This is a genomic window from Brotaphodocola sp. (assembly GCF_050873365.1).
In the GTDB taxonomy this organism is placed as follows: Bacteria; Bacillota; Clostridia; order Lachnospirales; family Lachnospiraceae; genus Brotaphodocola.
This window is the reverse complement of the sequence record NZ_JBNMIQ010000006.1, coordinates 22,737-41,619: the sequence shown is the minus strand read 5'-3', so window position 1 is coordinate 41,619 and position 18,883 is coordinate 22,737. Positions and strand designations below refer to the sequence as shown.

At 48.5% G+C, this 18,883-nt stretch carries 18 protein-coding genes, 1 pseudogene and 1 riboswitch; all 19 genes and pseudogenes read left to right on the top strand.

The genetic code is table 11. The features are described from left to right. The first annotated feature begins 102 nt into the window (after positions 1 to 102). Positions 103 to 675 (top strand): biotin transporter BioY, encoded by a 573-nt coding sequence (locus ACR0QT_RS04585; protein WP_432629702.1) that lies wholly within the window; start codon positions 103 to 105, stop codon positions 673 to 675. Between the two features lie 373 nt (positions 676 to 1,048). Beyond that, a complete protein-coding gene (gene rpsF, locus ACR0QT_RS04580; RefSeq protein WP_177976688.1) occupies positions 1,049 to 1,342 on the top strand; it encodes a 30S ribosomal protein S6 in 294 nt (97 codons plus the stop codon). A gap of 24 nt (positions 1,343 to 1,366) precedes the next feature. Continuing rightward, complete coding sequence (locus ACR0QT_RS04575) at positions 1,367 to 1,834, top strand: single-stranded DNA-binding protein (RefSeq protein ID WP_432629701.1); 468 nt, start codon at positions 1,367 to 1,369, stop codon at positions 1,832 to 1,834. A gap of 60 nt (positions 1,835 to 1,894) precedes the next feature. Next, complete coding sequence (gene rpsR / locus ACR0QT_RS04570) at positions 1,895 to 2,161, top strand: 30S ribosomal protein S18 (protein WP_177976686.1); 267 nt, start codon at positions 1,895 to 1,897, stop codon at positions 2,159 to 2,161. Between the two features lie 1,089 nt (positions 2,162 to 3,250). Beyond that, positions 3,251 to 3,772 (top strand): hypothetical protein, encoded by a 522-nt coding sequence (locus ACR0QT_RS04565; protein WP_432629700.1) that lies wholly within the window; start codon positions 3,251 to 3,253, stop codon positions 3,770 to 3,772. 257 nt (positions 3,773 to 4,029) lie between these two features. Further along, positions 4,030 to 5,709, top strand: coding sequence for a glycosyl hydrolase family 18 protein (locus tag ACR0QT_RS04560; protein WP_432629699.1), 1,680 nt, complete (start codon positions 4,030 to 4,032; stop codon positions 5,707 to 5,709). Between the two features lie 165 nt (positions 5,710 to 5,874). Further along, positions 5,875 to 7,488 (top strand): metallophosphoesterase, encoded by a 1,614-nt coding sequence (locus ACR0QT_RS04555; protein ID WP_432629698.1) that lies wholly within the window; start codon positions 5,875 to 5,877, stop codon positions 7,486 to 7,488. 116 nt (positions 7,489 to 7,604) lie between these two features. Continuing rightward, positions 7,605 to 8,354, top strand: coding sequence for an N-acetylmuramoyl-L-alanine amidase (locus tag ACR0QT_RS04550; RefSeq protein ID WP_432629697.1), 750 nt, complete (start codon positions 7,605 to 7,607; stop codon positions 8,352 to 8,354). A 143-nt stretch (positions 8,355 to 8,497) separates the two neighbouring features. Continuing rightward, positions 8,498 to 10,477: a fructose-1,6-bisphosphatase gene (locus tag ACR0QT_RS04545; protein WP_432629696.1), complete on the top strand. Its 1,980-nt coding sequence runs from the start codon at positions 8,498 to 8,500 to the stop codon at positions 10,475 to 10,477. 157 nt (positions 10,478 to 10,634) lie between these two features. Beyond that, positions 10,635 to 10,769: riboswitch (FMN riboswitch) on the top strand. 243 nt (positions 10,770 to 11,012) lie between these two features. Continuing rightward, a complete protein-coding gene (locus ACR0QT_RS04540) occupies positions 11,013 to 11,639 on the top strand; it encodes an ECF transporter S component (RefSeq protein ID WP_432629695.1) in 627 nt (208 codons plus the stop codon). A 226-nt stretch (positions 11,640 to 11,865) separates the two neighbouring features. Next, a complete protein-coding gene (locus tag ACR0QT_RS04535; protein ID WP_432629694.1) occupies positions 11,866 to 12,921 on the top strand; it encodes an L-threonylcarbamoyladenylate synthase in 1,056 nt (351 codons plus the stop codon). Between the two features lie 135 nt (positions 12,922 to 13,056). Beyond that, positions 13,057 to 13,557 (top strand): deoxycytidylate deaminase, encoded by a 501-nt coding sequence (locus ACR0QT_RS04530; protein WP_308450811.1) that lies wholly within the window; start codon positions 13,057 to 13,059, stop codon positions 13,555 to 13,557. Continuing rightward, on the top strand, positions 13,550 to 14,335 hold the full coding sequence (locus tag ACR0QT_RS04525; protein WP_432629693.1) for a 3'-5' exonuclease: 786 nt from the start codon (positions 13,550 to 13,552) through the stop codon (positions 14,333 to 14,335). The genes ACR0QT_RS04530 and ACR0QT_RS04525 overlap by 8 nt, the downstream gene beginning before the upstream one ends. A 60-nt stretch (positions 14,336 to 14,395) precedes the next feature. Further along, positions 14,396 to 14,521: a hypothetical protein gene (locus ACR0QT_RS04520; protein WP_308450809.1), complete on the top strand. Its 126-nt coding sequence runs from the start codon at positions 14,396 to 14,398 to the stop codon at positions 14,519 to 14,521. Positions 14,522 to 14,541: 20 nt separating this feature from the next. Further along, positions 14,542 to 16,266 carry a VanW family protein gene (locus ACR0QT_RS04515; protein ID WP_432629692.1) on the top strand — a complete coding sequence of 575 codons (1,725 nt, stop codon included), beginning with the start codon at positions 14,542 to 14,544 and terminating at the stop codon, positions 16,264 to 16,266. 168 nt (positions 16,267 to 16,434) lie between these two features. Further along, positions 16,435 to 17,025, top strand: coding sequence for an AIR synthase-related protein (locus ACR0QT_RS04510; RefSeq protein ID WP_432629691.1), 591 nt, complete (start codon positions 16,435 to 16,437; stop codon positions 17,023 to 17,025). Continuing rightward, positions 17,015 to 17,143 carry a hypothetical protein gene (locus ACR0QT_RS04505; protein ID WP_432629690.1) on the top strand — a complete coding sequence of 43 codons (129 nt, stop codon included), beginning with the start codon at positions 17,015 to 17,017 and terminating at the stop codon, positions 17,141 to 17,143. Before ACR0QT_RS04510 ends, ACR0QT_RS04505 begins: the two co-directional genes overlap by 11 nt. 65 nt (positions 17,144 to 17,208) lie before the next feature. After that, positions 17,209 to 17,691 carry an Lrp/AsnC family transcriptional regulator gene (locus tag ACR0QT_RS04500; RefSeq protein WP_177977229.1) on the top strand — a complete coding sequence of 161 codons (483 nt, stop codon included), beginning with the start codon at positions 17,209 to 17,211 and terminating at the stop codon, positions 17,689 to 17,691. Further along, positions 17,688 to 18,848, top strand: a pseudogene (locus ACR0QT_RS04495) (aminotransferase class I/II-fold pyridoxal phosphate-dependent enzyme); the annotation flags it as partial. The gene ACR0QT_RS04500 and the pseudogene ACR0QT_RS04495, both read left to right, overlap by 4 nt. Between the last annotated feature and the right edge of the window lie 35 nt (positions 18,849 to 18,883).

Below are 18,883 nucleotides of genomic sequence, written 5' to 3'. Positions count from 1 at the left end.
CTGTTCTGTTTATAATGGGGCTTATTGTAGTTATTGTAACTATTGTAGTGTAAAACTTAACTCTTTCTCTTCAGGAGTACAATTTTCAGGAGGACAATTTGTATGGAAAAGACAATTTCTGGTGAAACAAAGAGAAGTGGACTGTCGACGAAGCAGATTGCGCTGATCGGTTTGATGACGGCAGTGACCTGTGTCGCAGGACCGCTTGCAATCCCGATCCCATTTAGCCCGGTACCGATCTCGTTCACAAACCTTGTGATTTATCTGGCACTGTATGTGCTTGGCATGAAGGCAGGAACCTTAAGCTACCTTGTTTATCTGCTTCTCGGATTTGCAGGTCTTCCGGTATTTTCCGGATTCACCGGTGGCGTGGCAAAAATAGCAGGGCCGACAGGCGGATACCTGGTTGGATTTATTTTCCTCGCACTGGTTGCTGGTTTTCTGATCGATCACTCTTCTGGAAACCGCGTGATTGAAGTTGTCGGAATGGTGATTGGACTTGCAATCTGCTATATTTTTGGAACTGTATGGCTGTCTGCACAGCTTGGACGCACCTTCTTTGAGGGACTGAGCGTTGGCGTAATTCCGTATCTGCCGGGAGATGCCGTAAAGATTATTCTGGCTGTCGCATTCGGACCGAGACTGCGCCGTGAGATTCACAGACTGGATCGCTAGAATTATGTGATAAGTCGATACTTGCGTCGATTTGAATTAACTTGAGAATTTAAGAATCTAAGAATCAAGGATCTAAGAATCAAGGATCTCTGAAAAGGCTGTCAAAGCGACTGCATTTTGAGGGAAAAATCCGGTAAGTCGGATTCTTTTTGATGAGAGGATTATCTGTCAGAATACATTTGTATGTTTGGAATGTATTTCTGACAGAAGTCCTCTTTTTTTGTGTGAAAAACCTACGTTTTTTAAAGAAAAAATCGTGAAAAAAGTACTTGCAATTATAAAATCTTTCTGTTAGAATAAATATTCGTGACACAATAAATCCTTGCTCTTGAAAATGAAATTCAAGGGCCAGAGACCACAAGGAGGTAAAGCAATGAACAAATACGAATTAGCAGTTGTTCTGAGCGCAAAACTCGAAGACGAGGAGAGAGCAGCAGCACTGGAGAAGGTACAGGGATACATCACCCGCTTTGGCGGTACTGTTACCGGCGTTGACGACTGGGGCAAGAAGAGACTTGCATACGAGATCCAGAAGTCCAAGGAGGCTTTCTACTACTTCATCAAGTTCGAGTCTGAGAATTCTGACTGCTCTAACGAAGTGGAAGCACACATCCGTATCATGGAGCAGGTTGTAAGATATCTTTGCGTGAAGCAGGACGAGCAGTAAATACAATTTAGAAAGAGTGATGGTATGAATAGAGTAATCCTTATGGGAAGATTGACCAGAGATCCGGAAGTTCGGTACTCACAGGGCGAGCGTTCCATGGCGATCGCAAGATACACTCTGGCAGTAGACCGCAGAGGTCGCAGAGGTCAGGATGGCGATCAGGGACAGACCGCAGACTTTATCAATATCGTAGCATTTGACAGAGCTGGTGAGTTCGCAGAGAAGTATTTCCGTCAGGGAATGAGAGTTCTCGTTTCTGGAAGAATTCAGACTGGCAGTTACACCAACAAAGAAGGTCAGCGCGTTTATACCACAGACATCATCGTAGATGATCAGGAATTTGCAGATAGCAAGGGTGCAGGCGCAAGCAATGGCGGTATGGGCGGTGGCTCTTACCAGCCGGCTTCCCGTCCGGCTCCTTCCAGTGCAATCGGCGACGGATTCATGAACATTCCGGATGGTGTGGAAGACGAAGGGTTGCCGTTCAACTAAGCGCAGGTTGGCGTGAGAAATTGAGCGTGCGACGATATTTGAGAGAAGGAGGCACTACCAATGGCATTCAATAAGACTGATAAAGCTGATGGCGCTAAGGTTAGAAGAGGCGGCATTCGCAGAAGAAAGAAAGTTTGCGTATTCTGTGGCGATAAGAACGGCGTAATCGATTACAAGGATACAAACAAGCTGAAGAGATACGTATCTGAGAGAGGTAAAATTCTTCCGAGAAGAATTACCGGAAACTGTGCAAAGCACCAGAGAGCTCTGACCGTTGCTATCAAGAGAGCACGTCACATCGCTCTGATGCCGTACACCATGGAGTAAGATATACTCTGTGTTGGAAACAGCAGAATACTGAAAATAGAGAGATCTTGCGCGAGATTCGTGCAGGGTCTCTTTTTTTGTCTCCCCTTCTGAGAAAGTTTGTGATACCCCCACCTATAGAGGAGGGGGACATCCACTCTGAGTTACATATTTGGTGCGTTTGGGATAGTGATTTTTCCAGAAAAAGAAAATAAAGACATAAAAATTGAAAATTCTTCTTGATAAATGTCGGTGTCTGTATTAGAATGGGCTTTACAGAGATGATAGCTGTCGAACAGAGTAAACGACATTTTAAACAGAACAGCATCAAAATGATTTCTTATGCGTCCTTTGTTTCTTGCAAGGGACATATTCAATGGCAGTGAGAAGTCCGGAGGATTCTCAACAGCCGTCTGGTGAATAAAAGATCTTACATTCAGTGAGAAAACCCAGTTTTTAATATTAAAATGAAACGCAATTCTGCAATCAGAACGATATGATCTTGCCATAAAGTCTGGCAGACATGAAGGCGCTGATTCTGCCTGTGTATCCTGCATATAAAGAGAAAGAAAAAGTCAAGCGAGAGTTAAGCGCGAGTCGTAGCGGGGCACAGTTCTATTGAAATTCATGGAAACTCATAGAAACATTCACAGAAATCACAGGAAATAAAAGAAAAAACGCAAAACGAAATATCCTTTTTGCCATTGGTACTGCCTTTTGCGCGCGGACATGCAGAAAAAATGAATGCAACGAACACAGATTGAAAGAAAAGAAAGATAGTTTGTGGATAACCTGTGTAAATTTGGAATGTGTGAGGAATGAGAGTTGGATTTCTCGTTGTGGATAAGCAGAGAGTCAGAATGCCAAAGTCTGAATCATTCCCGAAAGAGGAGAGAATGGAAGTGGGATCGGAAAGATGAGCAGAAGGAAGTGTCGCGAAAGATCGGAAAACAGCGATCATCTCTGCCTGCTGATTGGGTTTAGGAAAACGAATCCGGTTGGTAGGAGAAACGGGTGCAGAGCCCGGGACAGTAGAACAGACAGGAGAATTTGTGTCACGGCTTATCCCTCCCTGGTCGTCTGGACTGCTGTCCGAACAGAAGGGGGAGTATGAAGAAAAAATTGAGAATGAATGCACGAAGCAGAAAGGCTTATGTGCAGGGACTCAAGCGTTATCAGGCGAAGGGAGTTTCTGTTTTAATTGACGGAAAGGAGGCGGATGACACGCTGTGGGAGCGACTGTTTGAGATCCGCAGTGACGGTGGATTTTATATGGGAGATTATGTTCTTGAGGATCTTCCGGAGGATGGAGATGGCGATTGTTGCGAGACATTCAATCAGGCTTTCAATCAGAATTTCAATCAGGGTTTCGGCCAGAATTTTAGCCCAAATTTCGCACAGAATGAGAATACCAGAAGCCAGAGTCATTCGGTCGAAAGCGTGAGAGAACAGGGGCGTGGTTACGGTTCGTGTGCGACTGGCAATGTAGAAAACAGTGGAATGGAGAACTGCGGAATGTTTCCGGATCTATCAGATATTCAGGCGAGAAGTGCTCAGGCGGGGAATCAGAGTATCACAGCGAGAAGAAAGATTTTGAGACAGATTCGTTTTGATCTTGTATACAATAAGTAAATGAAGTAAACAGCGAAATAAGTAAATAACGAAAACGGTGACAAACTGACTGGTCTGCGGTGGAGAAAGATGATAGGAAATTTTTTGGTGTCCATTGCAGGAAGGGGGTGGGGCTTTGAGAGAATTCCAATTCAGCCTGGAAGAAACGGATAAAAGCACGGGGTGGGAATAGTCAGGAAAAATTAAGAGAGGGGACTCCTGTTTTATGCTATAATAAAAACACAAAATTTTGATCATAAAAGAGGAGAAACCGGCAGATGAAGCGGAGAAGACGGAAGACACATTTTATTTCATTTGCGAGACTGGCTACGGTAGTCTTGATCTTTACAGTTGTGGCAGGCGGATTTGTCGCATGGAAATATCTGGCGCCGTCGAAAGAGCAGGCAGATATTCAGGAGATATTCGCGGTCAGCAGTCAGGATGAGGTGGCGATCATCTGGAATGGACAGCGTACAGACGGAATCAAGGGAAAAATCATTGAGGATGCGGTTTATCTTCCGCAGGATTGGGTCAGCAACAGCATCAATGAGCGTTTTTACTGGGATGAGGCGGATAAACAGCTGATTTATACGTTTCCGGAATCCATTCTCTATATCGGAGAGGATGACCGCTCAGAGGATGGAAAACCTCTGTTTGTGGAGGCGGACGATCAGGTCTGGGTGCTGGCGGATCTCGTTCAGGAGCACACCGATATTCGGACGGAAACTTTTGTGGACGGGGAGGCAAATCGCTTCTTTCTCGATAGCAATTGGGATACAGAGCAGACAGCGGTTTTGAAAAAGAAGACGGCGGTTCGCATTCGTGGAGGTGTGAAGAGCAAGATTGTCGCCCAGGAAGCGAAGGGAACGCAGGTGACGATTCTCGATGAGATGGAGAAGTGGTCGAGGGTCAGAACGGAGGATGGCTATTTAGGTTACATCAAGAATAGCACGCTGAAAGATCGCAGTGAGGAACAGCCGATCAGCCATTTTGAGGAGCCGGTTTATACGAACATTTCTTTGGACGAGCCGATTACTCTTGTCTGGCATCAGGTGACGACGAAGGACGCAAATCAGACGATGGAGAAGCTGATGGCAAACACGAAGGGAGTCAATGTGATTGCTCCGACATGGTTTCTGCTGACGGATAATCAGGGAAATTATGAGTGTCTGGCGGATCGCTCCTATGTGCAGAAGGCGCACGCGATGGGCGCACAGGTGTGGGCAGTTCTTGACAACTTCAATAAGGGAGACAATGTGGATTCTGGTGTTCTGTTTTCAGATACCTCAGCGAGAAAGAAATTGATTGCAGGACTGATCGGAGATGTGCAGACCTATGGAATTGACGGAATCAATCTGGATATCGAGGGAATCAAGTCTTCCGTAGGTCCGCATTATGTGGAATTCATCCGCGAACTTTCCGTGGATTGTCGAAAAAATGGAATTATTCTCTCTGTGGATACTTATGTTCCGTCTGCATACACCGCATTTTATAATCGCGCGGAGCAGGGACGGGTCGCAGACTATGTTGTGATTATGGGATATGATGAGCACTATGCAGGCGGAGATGCCGGTTCGGTTGCCTCTCTTGGTTATGAGAAGCAGGGAATTGAGGATGCACTGAGAGAGGTGCCGAAGGAAAAACTGATCAGTGCAATCCCATTCTACACGCGGGTATGGCAGGAGGATGCAAATGGAGTGACGTCTCAGGCAATGGGAATCACGAAGGCGAAACAGTGGGTTCAGGACAATCAGGTTGAGCTGACCTGGGAGGATGCGCTCGGACAGTATTACGGAGAAAAGACGGAAAACGGGACAACTTACAGCATATGGATGGAAGAAGAGCGATCGATCGGTTTGAAGATGGATTTGATCCGAAGCAATAATCTGGCAGGTGTTGCGTGCTGGAAACTTGGATTTGAGCCATCTGATATCTGGGACATTGTGAAACTGCCGTAAGAGGTCGGAGATCGGATCATCAGATCGCAGATACCGGAAGCGATATCGGGTTATAACTCAGAGCGGACGTGCAGTGATTTTGATAGAAAGATGTCAGCGGAGTCGACCAAAATCATGCGCCAAGTCTGTGCGAGCGTCAATTTGAAAAAAGAGGGGGATGAGACAATGAGAAAGAGAAAACTCTGGAAACGGGCATCGGTGGTTTTGATTGCGGGAAGTGTTCTTTGGGGAGGTTCTGGATGTGCGAGAAATACAAACGGAGATCTGACATCTTTCCAGACAGCGTCAGAATCATCATCCGACTCATCTGAATCCTCGTCGGTGGAAACAGTGGATGGAAGTCAGGAAAGTCAGGCGGAGGATCAAACCGAAGATTCTGACAGAGACCAGACGGAAGAATCGGGGAAAGATGGCGAATCGAAGGGGAATGAAGACTCCAAGTCAGGATCTAAGGGAAGCGAGGAGATCGGAAGTTCGGGAGGATCAAAGACTTCCGGTTTGACCTCTTCGAGCTTAGACCGCTGGGATCGAAGAGACGAAAAAAAGCGGTTTGAGAGAGACGGTGAGTGGGAGAGCCATCTGATTCAGGGATCGGATATTCACTACTTTGCAAAGGAGCTGACGGACAATGGACCGCGGTTCCAGGAGATGGTCGAGTACGGAGACGGAAAGATTGTCACCTATATCGATGCGATCACGGATGCTTTTCTCGATGAGGTGATGGAGTACTGTCCGGATGCACTGATCTTGAGTGGAGATCTGACACTGGAAGGTGAGAAGAAGAGCCATCAGGAGTTGGCGAAAAAGCTCGAAAAGGTGGAAGATGCCGGGATTCCGGTTCTCGTGATTCCGGGAAACCACGACATCAACAACCGAAAAGCGGGAAAATATAAGGGAACACAGAGAATGCCCGCAGAGTACACGACACCGGAGGAATTTCGCGAGATATACCGCGACTTTGGTTATGATGAGGCGCTCAGCGAGGACAAGACAAGTCTGAGCTATGTCTATGAACTGGATGATGAGACGAGAATTCTGATGCTTGATACCTGTCAGTATCGTCCGGTCGCAAAGGTCGGCGGTGCGATTCTCTCGGACACCTACGACTGGATTGAGGAACAACTGAAATCCGCGTGGGAGGACGGAGTGATGGTGATTCCGATTGCTCATCACAACCTTCTCGATGAGAGCGAGATCTATGTGGATGACTGTACGATCGAGCATGGAGAACAACTCGTGGATCTCTTGGAAGAGTGGGATGCGCCGTTTTTCCTCAGTGGTCATCTCCATGTTCAGCATTATAAGCACGCCTCTGATAATAAAGGGCTTCCGGAGATGGTGACAGGTTCGCTTGCGACGCCGGGGTGCAAGTATGGTGTGCTCAGTTATTGCCCGGACGGAGAGTTTTACTATCGAACCTGGGCGGTTGACGTCGAGAAGTGGGCGAAGGAGCATGGAAGCAAGAAGAAGGATCTGTTGAACTTTGATGAGTTTCAGGGAGAATTCTTAAAAAAGGTATTTTACAACCAGTCGCAGAAAGCACTTGAAAATATCCCGGATTTGACGGACGCACAGAAAAAACAGATGTCGGATTATTATGCAGATCTGAATGATGCCTACTACCAGGGAACGGCTTATCGAATCTGTGAACAGGCATACAAAGATCCGGCATATGAGCTCTGGATGAACAACAATGCACTCACGGAACTGTCGGAGTACATCGAGTATATTTTGAGAGATGCGAAGACAGATTACAACCAGCTGAGAAGTGGTCGATAATCTACTTTATCATTGCCATGCTGCCATATATTGCCACATTGTTTGTTAGATTGTCACGTCTTTTCTTCTGATCGGAAAGATATAATAGGAGGGAGAACGATCCGGGAAGGTGTCGCGTGAAGAATCGAAGAGCGGAACATCTGATGGCGGTAGTCTTTCTTATGGCAGTTTTTCTGATTTCGCGAAGAGCGGGAGAACTTACCCTGGGTAACCGGGAGGCGATGGCAGTGGCGTTTGGGAAAAAGCGCCCGGTGGTCTGTGTCGATGTGGGTCATGGGGGCAATGATCCGGGAAAAATTGCGGTGGATGGAACACCGGAGAAGGAGATCAATTTAAGCATTGCGCGAAAGCTCAGAGACTATCTCGAGGCGTCGGATGTCGAGGTGGTCTTGACGCGCGAGGATGACAGAGGGCTTTACGAGGAGACGGACACGCAGAAAAAGACAGCGGATATGAGAAATCGCTGTGCGAAGATCAATGAAGAAAAGCCGGATCTCATGGTCAGCATCCACCAGAACAGTTATCATCAGGAGGCAATCACCGGCGGTCAGGTCTTTTACTTTTCCAACTCGGATGAGGGCAAGAGACTCGCGGAGATTTTGCAGAAACGCTTTGACTATGTTCTAGGCGATAAGAATACAAGGCTTGCAAAAGCGAACGGGAGCTATTATCTGCTCAAAAATGTGAAGTGTGTCTCTGCGATTGTGGAGTGCGGGTTTCTCTCGAATTGGGAGGAGACGAAACGGTTAAAGACGGAGGAATATCAGGACAGACTTGCCTGGACGATCCATGTCGGAATTCTGGAATATTTGAACAGCAGACAGGATGAGGCAACTGCGAGAACCGATGAAAGAAATGGACAGTAACGAGCAGACAACAAAAGCGATGCATTTTGGAAGGTACATAAGACAAAAGCCTTTTTGGAACTCCTCAAATCTGCTATAATAAGGACACATTGTATACACGACAGCGAGTGATGAGGGGAGAAAAAAAGGAAGGAGTTTGGGGTATGCACGATTTACAGACAAGATATCTGGAAAGACTGTCAGAACTGTATCCGACGATCGCATCCGCATCAATGGAAGTCATCAATCTGGAGGCGATTTTGAACCTGCCGAAGGGAACGGAGCATTTTTTGACGGATGTACACGGAGAGTATGAGGCGTTTGCTCATGTGCTCAAGAACGGTTCGGGTGCTGTGCGACGCAAGGTGAACGAGGTATTTGGAACGACGCTGAGTGATCAGGATAAGCGCACGTTAGCAACCCTGATTTATTATCCGCGCGAGAAGATGGCACTGATTCTCGCAAAGACGAAGAACAAGAAGGATTGGTATAAGATCACGCTTTACCGTCTGATTGCAGTCAGCAAGAGGGCAGCCAGCAAGTACACTCGATCAAAAGTCCGCAAGGCACTTCCGCCGGAGTTTGCGTATGTGATTGAGGAGCTGATTACTGAGAAGGACGATGTCAGAGACAAGGAATCCTACTACGATGCGATTGTGCAGACGATTATTCGTCTCGGAAGAGCGGAGGATTTTATCTCAGCTCTGTGTGAACTGATTCAGAGACTTGTCGTCGATCATCTTCACATTCTCGGTGACATCTATGACCGAGGTCCGGGTCCGCACATCATCATGGATGACCTGATGGCATATCATTCCGTGGATGTGCAGTGGGGCAATCACGATGTACTCTGGATGGGAGCAGCGACCGGACAGAGAGCCTGCATTGCAAATGCACTTCGAATCTGTGCCCGTTATGGCAATCTGGATATTCTGGAGGAGGGATATGGAATCAATCTTCTTCCGCTTGCGACGTTCGCGATGCAGGCGTATGAGAATGATCCGTGTACCTGTTTTGCGCTGAAAGGCGAGCCTCCGAAAAACAAGAATGAGAGAGAGATGAACTTGAAGATGCATAAGGCGATCTCGATCATTCAGTTCAAGGTCGAGGGGCAGATGAGCAAAGAGCATCCGGAGTTCGGTCTGGAGGGGCGCGCGCTTCTTCACCGCATTGACTATGAGCGCGGTGTGATCACGCTCGACGGAAAAGAATACAAACTTCTGGATACGAATTTCCCGACCGTAGATCCGAAAGATCCGTATCGCCTGAGTGATGCCGAGGAGCAGGTGATGGAGCGTCTTGAAAATGCATTCCAGAAGTGTGAAAAACTTCAGGAACACATGCGTTTCCTGCTTGCAAAGGGAAGTTTGTACAAAGTATACAACGGAAATCTGCTCTTCCACGGCTGTGTGCCGTTAAACGAAGACGGCAGTTTCCGCGAGGTGGAACTTTACGGACATCGTTGCAGTGGCAGATCTCTCTACGAGTTTTTTGATGAGTATATCCGAAAAGGTTTTGTCGCAGAGGATCTCGTGGAGCGCAAGCGCGGTCGTGATCTGATGTGGTACATCTGGCTTCATGAGAATTCCCCGCTGTTCGGAAAGACGAAGATGGCAACGTTTGAGCGTTATTTCCTTGCGGAGAAGGAGACCCACAAGGAGAACAAGAATCCGTACTACACGCTGATCGAGGATGAGGAGGTTGCAAACCGGATTCTTGAGGAATTTGGTCTGTCACCGGAGGACGGTCACATCATCAACGGTCATGTTCCGGTCAAGACGAAGAATGGAGAGAGTCCGGTCAAGTGCGGAGGAAAAGTACTCGTCATTGATGGCGGTTTCTCGCGCGCTTACCAGAAGGAGACCGGAATCGCCGGATACACCTTGATTTATAATTCTTACGGACTGATTCTTGCGGCGCATAAGCCGTTTGAGTCGACCGAGTCTGCGATTGAAAACGAGATTGACATCCACTCCGACAGCGTGATCATCCAGAGATCGACGGAGAGAGAGCTCGTCGGAGATACGGACAGTGGACGGAAACTCAAAGCGGATATTGCAGACCTTGAGTATCTGCTTGAGGCATACCGAAGCGGACGTATCATCGAGAAGTTCCCGTCTCACAATTCGAATAGTCAGAGATAAAATAGTTTGGTTGCGGGTATTGTACCTGAGTGGGAATGAATTTTATGAGAAAAATTTTCGTTACTGTTTATATCTCAGACAAACGGCAACAGATTTTGTAAAAAAGGATTGACGAGACAGAAAAAAGTGATTATACTGACAGCAAATAAATAAAAAATAAGTTCTTCGGGGCGGGGTGTGATTCCCCACCGGCGGTGACTCTTTGAGAGAAGAGAAGTCCGCGACCTGCGCAAGTGGCTGATCCGGTGAGATTCCGGAACCGACAGTAAAGTCTGGATGAAAGAAGAGATTATGCGAATAGATGTCAGAAAGATGTCAGAATATAGACAGCAAAAAATGACAGATCTTCACACAGAAAATGAGCCCCGGATTTCAATAGAATCCGGGGTTTTTTGATTCACTCATTTGTTTCGCATGATACTCCCTGCGGTGCATCACAAAATCTGTTTTTGGGCGGAGTAAATGCCAGAGAGCAGAGATTGGGATGTGCTGTGACTGAAAGGAACTTACATCATGGCAAGAGGAGGAGTCAACAATGAGAGAGAAACTGTTTACGACGAGAAATGTGGTATTGATGGGAATGCTCGGCGCGCTGGCGGGTGTGCTGATGATGTTTGAGGTACCGCTCGTATTTTTGGCACCGAGTTTTTATGGACTTGATTTCAGTGAAGTTCCGGTCCTTGTCGGGAGCTTTGCACTTGGCCCGGTTGCAGGAATTGTGATTGAGGCAGTGAAGATTTTGGTAAAGCTCGTGATCAAGCCGACGAGCACCGGATTTGTCGGAGAGTTTGCAAACTTCACAATCGGCTGTGCACTGGTAGTTCCGGCAGGACTGATTTATCGCTTCAACCGCACGAAGAAAGGCGCCGGAATCGGAATGACAGTTGGAACGATTCTGATGGCGCTGGCAGGAGTTGTTCTCAATGCCGTTGTGATGCTTCCGTTCTATTCTCACTTCATGCCACTTGACACGATCATCTCGATGGGAGCACAGATCAACCCGGCAGTCAGCAATGTGTGGACATTCGCTCTTCTGTGTGTTGGCCCGTTCAATGTGGTAAAGGGCATTGTGGTTTCTCTGATCACCGCACTTGTGTATAAGAGAGTCAGCGTTGTGATTCACAGCACGGCAGGTCAGGCAAGACGGGGCGTTCGAGCATAAGAGGCGAGTAAGACGAGAAGGAAAAAGAGCGTTGACTTGAAAATAAAATAATCGAAAGAAACGATTAGAGACAGAAGCAAAGAAGAAACAAGTAAACATAACATAGCAAAATATGGAAGGACCGGAAAGGAAGGCTTTATATTTCCTTTCCGGTTTTTTTGTGATATGATACGAGATATGATATTGGGAAATATTTATCTGAAAAAGAAAAGAGGTCAAAACACCAATGGAAACAAAGATGGTGAAAATACAGGATACAGCAGAGATACGAGATGAGGAGCTGGCGGAGGCAGCGCAGATTCTTCGGGACGGAGGTCTTGTGGCGTTCCCGACGGAGACGGTTTACGGACTCGGCGCGAATGCTCTGAATGAGGAGGCAGCCAAAAAAATCTATGCGGCGAAGGGGCGTCCGTCGGATAATCCGCTGATCGCGCATATTTCCTGCATGGAGGAGCTTGAACCCCTCGTAAAGGAGATTCCGGAGGCAGGAAGAAAACTTGCCGAGGCGTATTGGCCGGGACCGCTGACGATGATTTTTCCGAAGAGCAGTATCGTGCCGTATGGAACGACAGGAGGTCTTGAGACTGTGGCAGTGCGAATGCCGAGTGATCCGGTTGCAAACCGCCTGATTCACCTTGCGAAAGTTCCGGTTGCAGCTCCGAGTGCGAATACTTCCGGTCGCCCGAGCCCGACAACGGCTCAGCATGTATGGCAGGATATGAATGGAAGAATCGAGATGATTCTCGACGGAGGTCCGGTTGGAATCGGAGTGGAGTCGACGATTGTCGATGTGTCCGGTGAGGTGCCGACGCTTCTTCGTCCGGGCGCTGTGACGATGGAGATGCTTGAAAAGACCGTCGGTCATGTCGAGATCGATCCGGCGATTCAGGGACCGCCAACCGCGGATTTTCATCCGAAGGCCCCGGGCATGAAGTATCGCCATTACGCTCCGCATGCGCAGATGACGCTTGTGGAGGGCGAGGCAGAGGCAGTCGCAAAGAAGATCAATGAGCTTGTAAAAGAGGGACTTGAGCAGAATCTTCGGGTAGGTGTGATCTGCACCGATGAGAGCCGGTCAAGCTATCCGGACGGACTTGTCCGCAGTGTCGGAGAGCGCGCAAAGGAAGAGACGATTGCGCACAACCTGTTCGCTGTTCTCAGAGAGTTTGATGATCTTGAGGTCGATGTGATTTACTCGGAGAGTTTCTCTAAGGATCATCTCGGTCAGGCGATCATGAACCGTCTGACAAAGGCGGCGGGATATCACATCCTCAAAGTCTGAGAAGAAAAAGATGTAAGTCTTCGCGAGCGTCGATTTGAAAAATTGTGATAGGACATGAAACGCATCGTAAAGACAAGAACAGAAAAAACAAAAGAACGATGAAATTATGAGATTGTGATAAAAAAGGAGGATTCTATGTCAGAGACGAAGAAGCGTCGGGATTACATTTCCTGGGATGAGTATTTTATGGGAGTTGCAGATCTTTCCGGTCGTCGCTCGAAAGATCCGAACACGCAGGTAGGAGCCTGCATCGTCAGTCAGGACAATAAGATCATGTCGATGGGATACAATGGCTTTCCGAAGGGGTGTTCCGATGATGAGTTCCCGTGGGGAAAAGAGGCGGAGACGACGGATCCGTACAGCGCAAAATACCTCTATGTGACGCACAGCGAGCTCAATGCGATCCTGAATTACCGGGGTGGAAGTCTCGAGGGAAGCAAGCTCTATGTGACACTCTTCCCGTGCAACGAGTGTGCGAAGGCGATCATTCAGGCAGGAATCCAGACAATCATCTATAAGGAAGACAAGTATCCGGATTCTCCGTCTGTCCGTGCGTCAAAGCGCATGTTGAATGCGGCGGGTGTTCGCTACTATCAGTATGAGTGCAGTGGAAGAAAGATTGAGATCGATGTCTGAGAAATCTGAAAAATCTGAGAAAAAATGGGAGTCAGATCAGTGCGATCAGGGAAATTTGGCAGAACAGTTGAGTTTTGTCTCGGTTGATCTTGAGACGACGGGACTTGATCCAAAGAAAGACCGGATCATCGAAATCGGGGCGGTTCGCGTGGAGCGCGGAGTGGTCACGGGAGAGTATCAGCAGTTGGTAAATCCCGGATGTCCGATCTCCGATTTTGTATCTGATCTGACCGGAATTACGGATGAGATGGTGGAAAAAGAGCCGACGATCGGGGAGGTTCTCAACGAATTTTTGAAATTCTGTGGAGATCTTCCGATCGTGGGGCATCAGGTGATGTTTGACTACCGTTTTTTGAAGCGGGCGACAGTGAATCAGGGGGAATCTTTTGAGCGGAGCGGGATTGATACGCTTGCGCTTTGCCGGGCATTTATGCCGGTGGAGGAGAAGAAAAACCTGGCTGTCGCCTGTGCGTTTTTCGGGATTGAGCGGGAGCGGGCACATCGGGCATGCTCGGATGCGTGGGATACGGTGAGATTGTATACACAGCTAGCCAGACGCTTTGGACAGAACAAGCCGGAGCTTTTTGTCCCGAAACCGCTTATTTACAAGGTAAAACGGGATCAGCCGGCGTCGGAAAAGCAAAAAGAAGACTTGCGGTATTTTATAAAATATCATAAAATAAGCTTACCTGTGCGCTTTGAAGAATTGAGCCGTAGCGAAGCCTCAAGGCTTCAGGATCAGCTGATTTTGCAGTACGGCAGAATTGTCAAAAAATGAGAGATAGCGCATCTGGCACAAGAAAAATTAAGATGAAAGAGAAAGAGAGGTTCATGTATCATGGCAAACTCACATAATAATAAGAATAAAACAAAGAGAATCGTATCGGGAGTGATTGTCATCATCCTGATTCTTGCGATGGTGGTTCCGATGGTAGCGGGAACGCTCGTCAGCGTGTTCCAGTAAATAAGAGGAGCAGAGAATATATGAGAAGATTGAGATTGCTGAGTGGTGTGGCTCTGATTGCGGTTGCAGGAATCAGTTCGGCAGTGCCGGCGTATGCAGAGGAGAAAACCATACCGGATGGAATCTATGTCGGGGAGTTCAGTCTGGGAGGACTCACAAAGGAGAAGGCGGAGGAGGAAGTCGCGACCTATGTGGACGGGCTCTCAGATAGAACGATCTCCCTCGATGTTGACGGAACGACGGTGGAGACGACGGCGCGCGATCTGGGATATGCCTGGAGCAATGAGAATGTCGTTGAGGAGGCCGCAAGTCATGCACTTGAGGGCAATCTGATCCGTCGATATATGGGAACGAAGGATCTGGAAAAGAATCCGGTTCACATTGCGATCGAGGCATCTGTGGACGAGGAGAAGGTGGACGCGTTCATCAAGAAAACGTGTGCCGGAATTGTTGGCGCACCGGTGGATGCATCGATTGTCCGAGAGAACGGAACCTTTAAGATCACACCGGGAAGTTCTGGAAAAGTGGTTGATCTCGACGCAACGAGTCAGGCGATCGATGAGGCGTTGACCGGTGGAACTTCCGGAACCGGCGGGGAAAATACGACGACGGATACTGCCACTGCAAAGGCGACGGAAGGCGCAGAGACGGCACCTGCGAAGGATGCCGACGGCATGGTAATCAAGGTCAGTGCTGTGGTGAATGAGGAAGAGCCGAGAATCAAGGAAGACGATTTGAAGAGCATCAAAGATGTGCTCGGCACCTGCACGACCGATTTTTCGAGCAGTGGAGAGGCGCGCTCAAAGAACCTTGCAAACGGAGCGAAGAAGATCAACGGAAAGATTTTGATGCCGGGAGATACACTCTCCGGATATGAGTGCATGAGCCCGTTCACGACCGATAATGGATATTTCACGGCTGCCGCCTACGAGAATGGACAGGTTGTCGACAGCGTCGGAGGCGGTGTCTGCCAGATTGCGACGACACTCTATGATGCCTCTCTGATGGCGGAGCTGACGATCACACAGAGACAGAATCACTCGATGATTGTCAATTATGTGAAACCGTCGATGGATGCGGCGATTGCGGGAACCTACAAGGATATCAAGATCACGAACCCGTATGATACTCCGATCTATGTCGAGGGTGGAACGAGCGGACGCAAGCTCACATTCACGATTTACGGAAAAGAGACTCGCCCGGCAAACCGCAAGGTGGAGTACATCTCGGAGACGCTCGGCACGACTGATCCGGGAGCACCGCAGGAGAAGGTGGACAATTCGCTTGCACCGGGAACGAGAAAGCAGGTTCAGTCTGCACATACCGGCTTGAAGTCCCGTCTCTGGAAGGTTGTGACGGTTGATGGAGTCGAGACGGAGAGAACGATTCTTCACACGGATACTTACAATGCATCGAAGGCGATTGTTTTGGTTGGACCGAAGGTGGCGACTCCGCAGACCCAGCCGACGACACCGGAACAGCCGACACCGGCACCGGAGACATCTGGAAGTCATAATGGTGGTAATGGTGGAAACACGGGCGCAGAGACGACGACTCCGGCAGAGACTGCATCTGAGACGAAATCCCCGGCAGTCGAAGGGGAGAATGGCGGTCCGGGTGTGAGTGCACCGGCACAGACTGAGGCTCAGACAGAGAGTCACACCGAAGCACCAGCTCCAGCGCCAGCACCGGCACCGGAGCCTGAGACACCAGCTACCTCTCCTGTTGTAGAAGCAGCGCAGTGATAATATATATACAATTAATATATATTATATACAATATAGAAATTTTATTTGATCCGAGAGGATTGAGAGGATTGCGTGACAGATAACTTAGTATGGATGTCCCCTCTTCTCTAATAGATGGGGGAGATGGGGACATTGTAAACTTTCTTAGGAGGGGAGCATTTCGGCATGATGCGGAAAATTGAGCGAGAGAATACCGGGCTTTTGAAACCGGGACAGGACCTGGTTGTGGCGGGATATGCGGGGCTTGCCGGAAGTGCGATTCTCGCAAATGATCAGAGAGCTCGCCTGGGTGAGTGGTTCTCGGCGGAATGGCTCGATCAGGCAGGTGAGATGGAGAACTCGCTTCAGCAAGATAAGATCGACTGGTCGGAGGTCGGAGCGACGGACTGGGAGAGCGCAGGCGAGGGCGGTATCCTGTCTGCGATCTGGTGCCTTTCCGGAGCCTATGGAACCGGAGTGGAATTTGCGCTGAGAAAAATTCCGGTTCGTCAGGACACGATTGAGATCTGCGAGCGTCTGGAATTGAATCCCTACCGACTTTACAGTCATGGATGTTGGTTGTTGGCGTCAAAGAACGGTGGTCGGACCGTCGAGAATCTCAGAGAAAAGGGAATCCCGGCTCAGGTGATCGGAAGTGTGACGAAGGGCATTGCGCGCGAGATGATTGTGGAGAATGGACATGGTTTTCTCGAGCGCCCACAGCCGGATGAACTCGAGAAGATTCTTCCCGGATATTTTGAGCGGGATGAGCAGTGAGTTAAAAGCGAGCGATCAAAAGAAATCGATGGCTGATCAAGAGCATAAAAAGGATTCAGAAAAGAACGAGAAAGATAAAGAAAGAGAAAGAACGATAAAAAAAGATAAAGAAAAATAAATAAAGAGAAAGATTCAAAAAAGAATTCAGATAAAGAAAGATTCGGAACGGGAGGAAATGTCGTAATGAGAGAAAAGATACTGGCGGTAATTGAGAAGAACAGCAGAATTGATATTCATGATCTTGCGATTCTTTTGGGTGAGAGTGAGGTCGCGGTGGCGAACGAGATCGCGGAGATGGAGAAAGAGCATATCATCTGCGGTTACCACACTCTGATCAACTGGGACAATACCAGCGAGGAAAAGGTCAACGCCCTGATTGAGGTAAAGGTAACTCCTCAGAGAGGAATGGGATTTGACAAGCTGGCGGAGAGAATTTACCAGTACAATGAGGTCAATTCCCTGTATCTGATGGCTGGAGCCTTTGATTTCATGGTCATCATCGAGGGAAAGACGATGCGCCAGGTTGCACAGTTTGTCTCTGACAAGCTGGCTCCGCTTGATTCTGTGCTCAGCACAGCAACCCACTTTGTTCTGAAAAAATACAAGGATCACGGAACGGTACTCTGTGACGAGATCCAGGATGAAAGGATGCTGATTACACCGTGAGAAATCCATTATCTGACAAGATTGAATCGATTCCGTGGTCTGGAATCCGTAAGTTCTTTGACATTGTAAGCGAGATGAAAGATGCAATCTCTCTCGGCGTGGGCGAGCCGGATTTTGATACGCCGTGGCACATCCGTGAGGAGGGCATTTACTCTCTGGAAAAGGGAAGAACGTTTTATACCTCCAATGCGGGTCTGAGGGAACTGCGTGAGGAGATTCACAACTATGTGCACAGAAAGTACAACGTTTCCTATGATGCGGACTCTGAGATCATGGTGACCGTTGGTGGTAGTGAGGCGATTGACCTTGCGATGCGTGCGATGCTCAATCCGGGGGATGAGGTTCTGATCCCACAGCCGAGCTATGTTTCCTATGATCCGTGTGCGATTCTCGCAGATGGAGTTCCGGTGATCATCGAGCTTGAGGAGAAAGACCAGTTCCGCCTGACTCCGGAGAAATTGCTTGAGAAGATTACGCCTAAGACAAAACTTCTGGTGCTTCCGTTCCCGAACAATCCGACCGGTGCGATCATGACCCGCGAGGATCTTGAGAAGATTGCAGAGATTGTGGAGGAGCATGATCTCTTTGTGCTCTCTGATGAAATTTATGGAGAGCTGACTTACGGAGATGAGCCACACGTCACGATCGCCTCGATTCCGGGAATGAGAGATCGCACGATCCTGATCAATGGTTTCTCGAAGGCATTTGCGATGACCGGATGGAGACTGGGATATGCGTGTGGACCGGAGATTATCTTAAAACAGATGCTCAAGATTCACCAGTATGCGATCATGTGTGCGCCGACGACAAGCCAGTATGCGGCAGTCGATGCACTCAAGAACAGCGATGAGGATGTGGCTCACATGAGAGAGTCCTACGATCAGCGCAGACGTTACCTGCTTCATGCGCTTCGCGAGATGGGAATGGAGTGCTTTGAACCGCTCGGCGCATTTTACATTTTCCCGAGCATCAAGCGTTTCGGCATGACTTCGGAGGAGTTTGCACTGAGACTTCTTGAGGAGGAGAAAGTGGCAGTTGTTCCGGGAACAGCATTTGGTGCGTGTGGAGAGGGATTTCTGCGAATCTCCTACGCGTACTCATTGAAGAGCTTGAAGGAGGCGCTCAGCAGAATTGAGCGTTTTGTCAAGCGTCTCGATGAGGAGGGCGCCGGAAAGAAACTGGAAGAGGACGC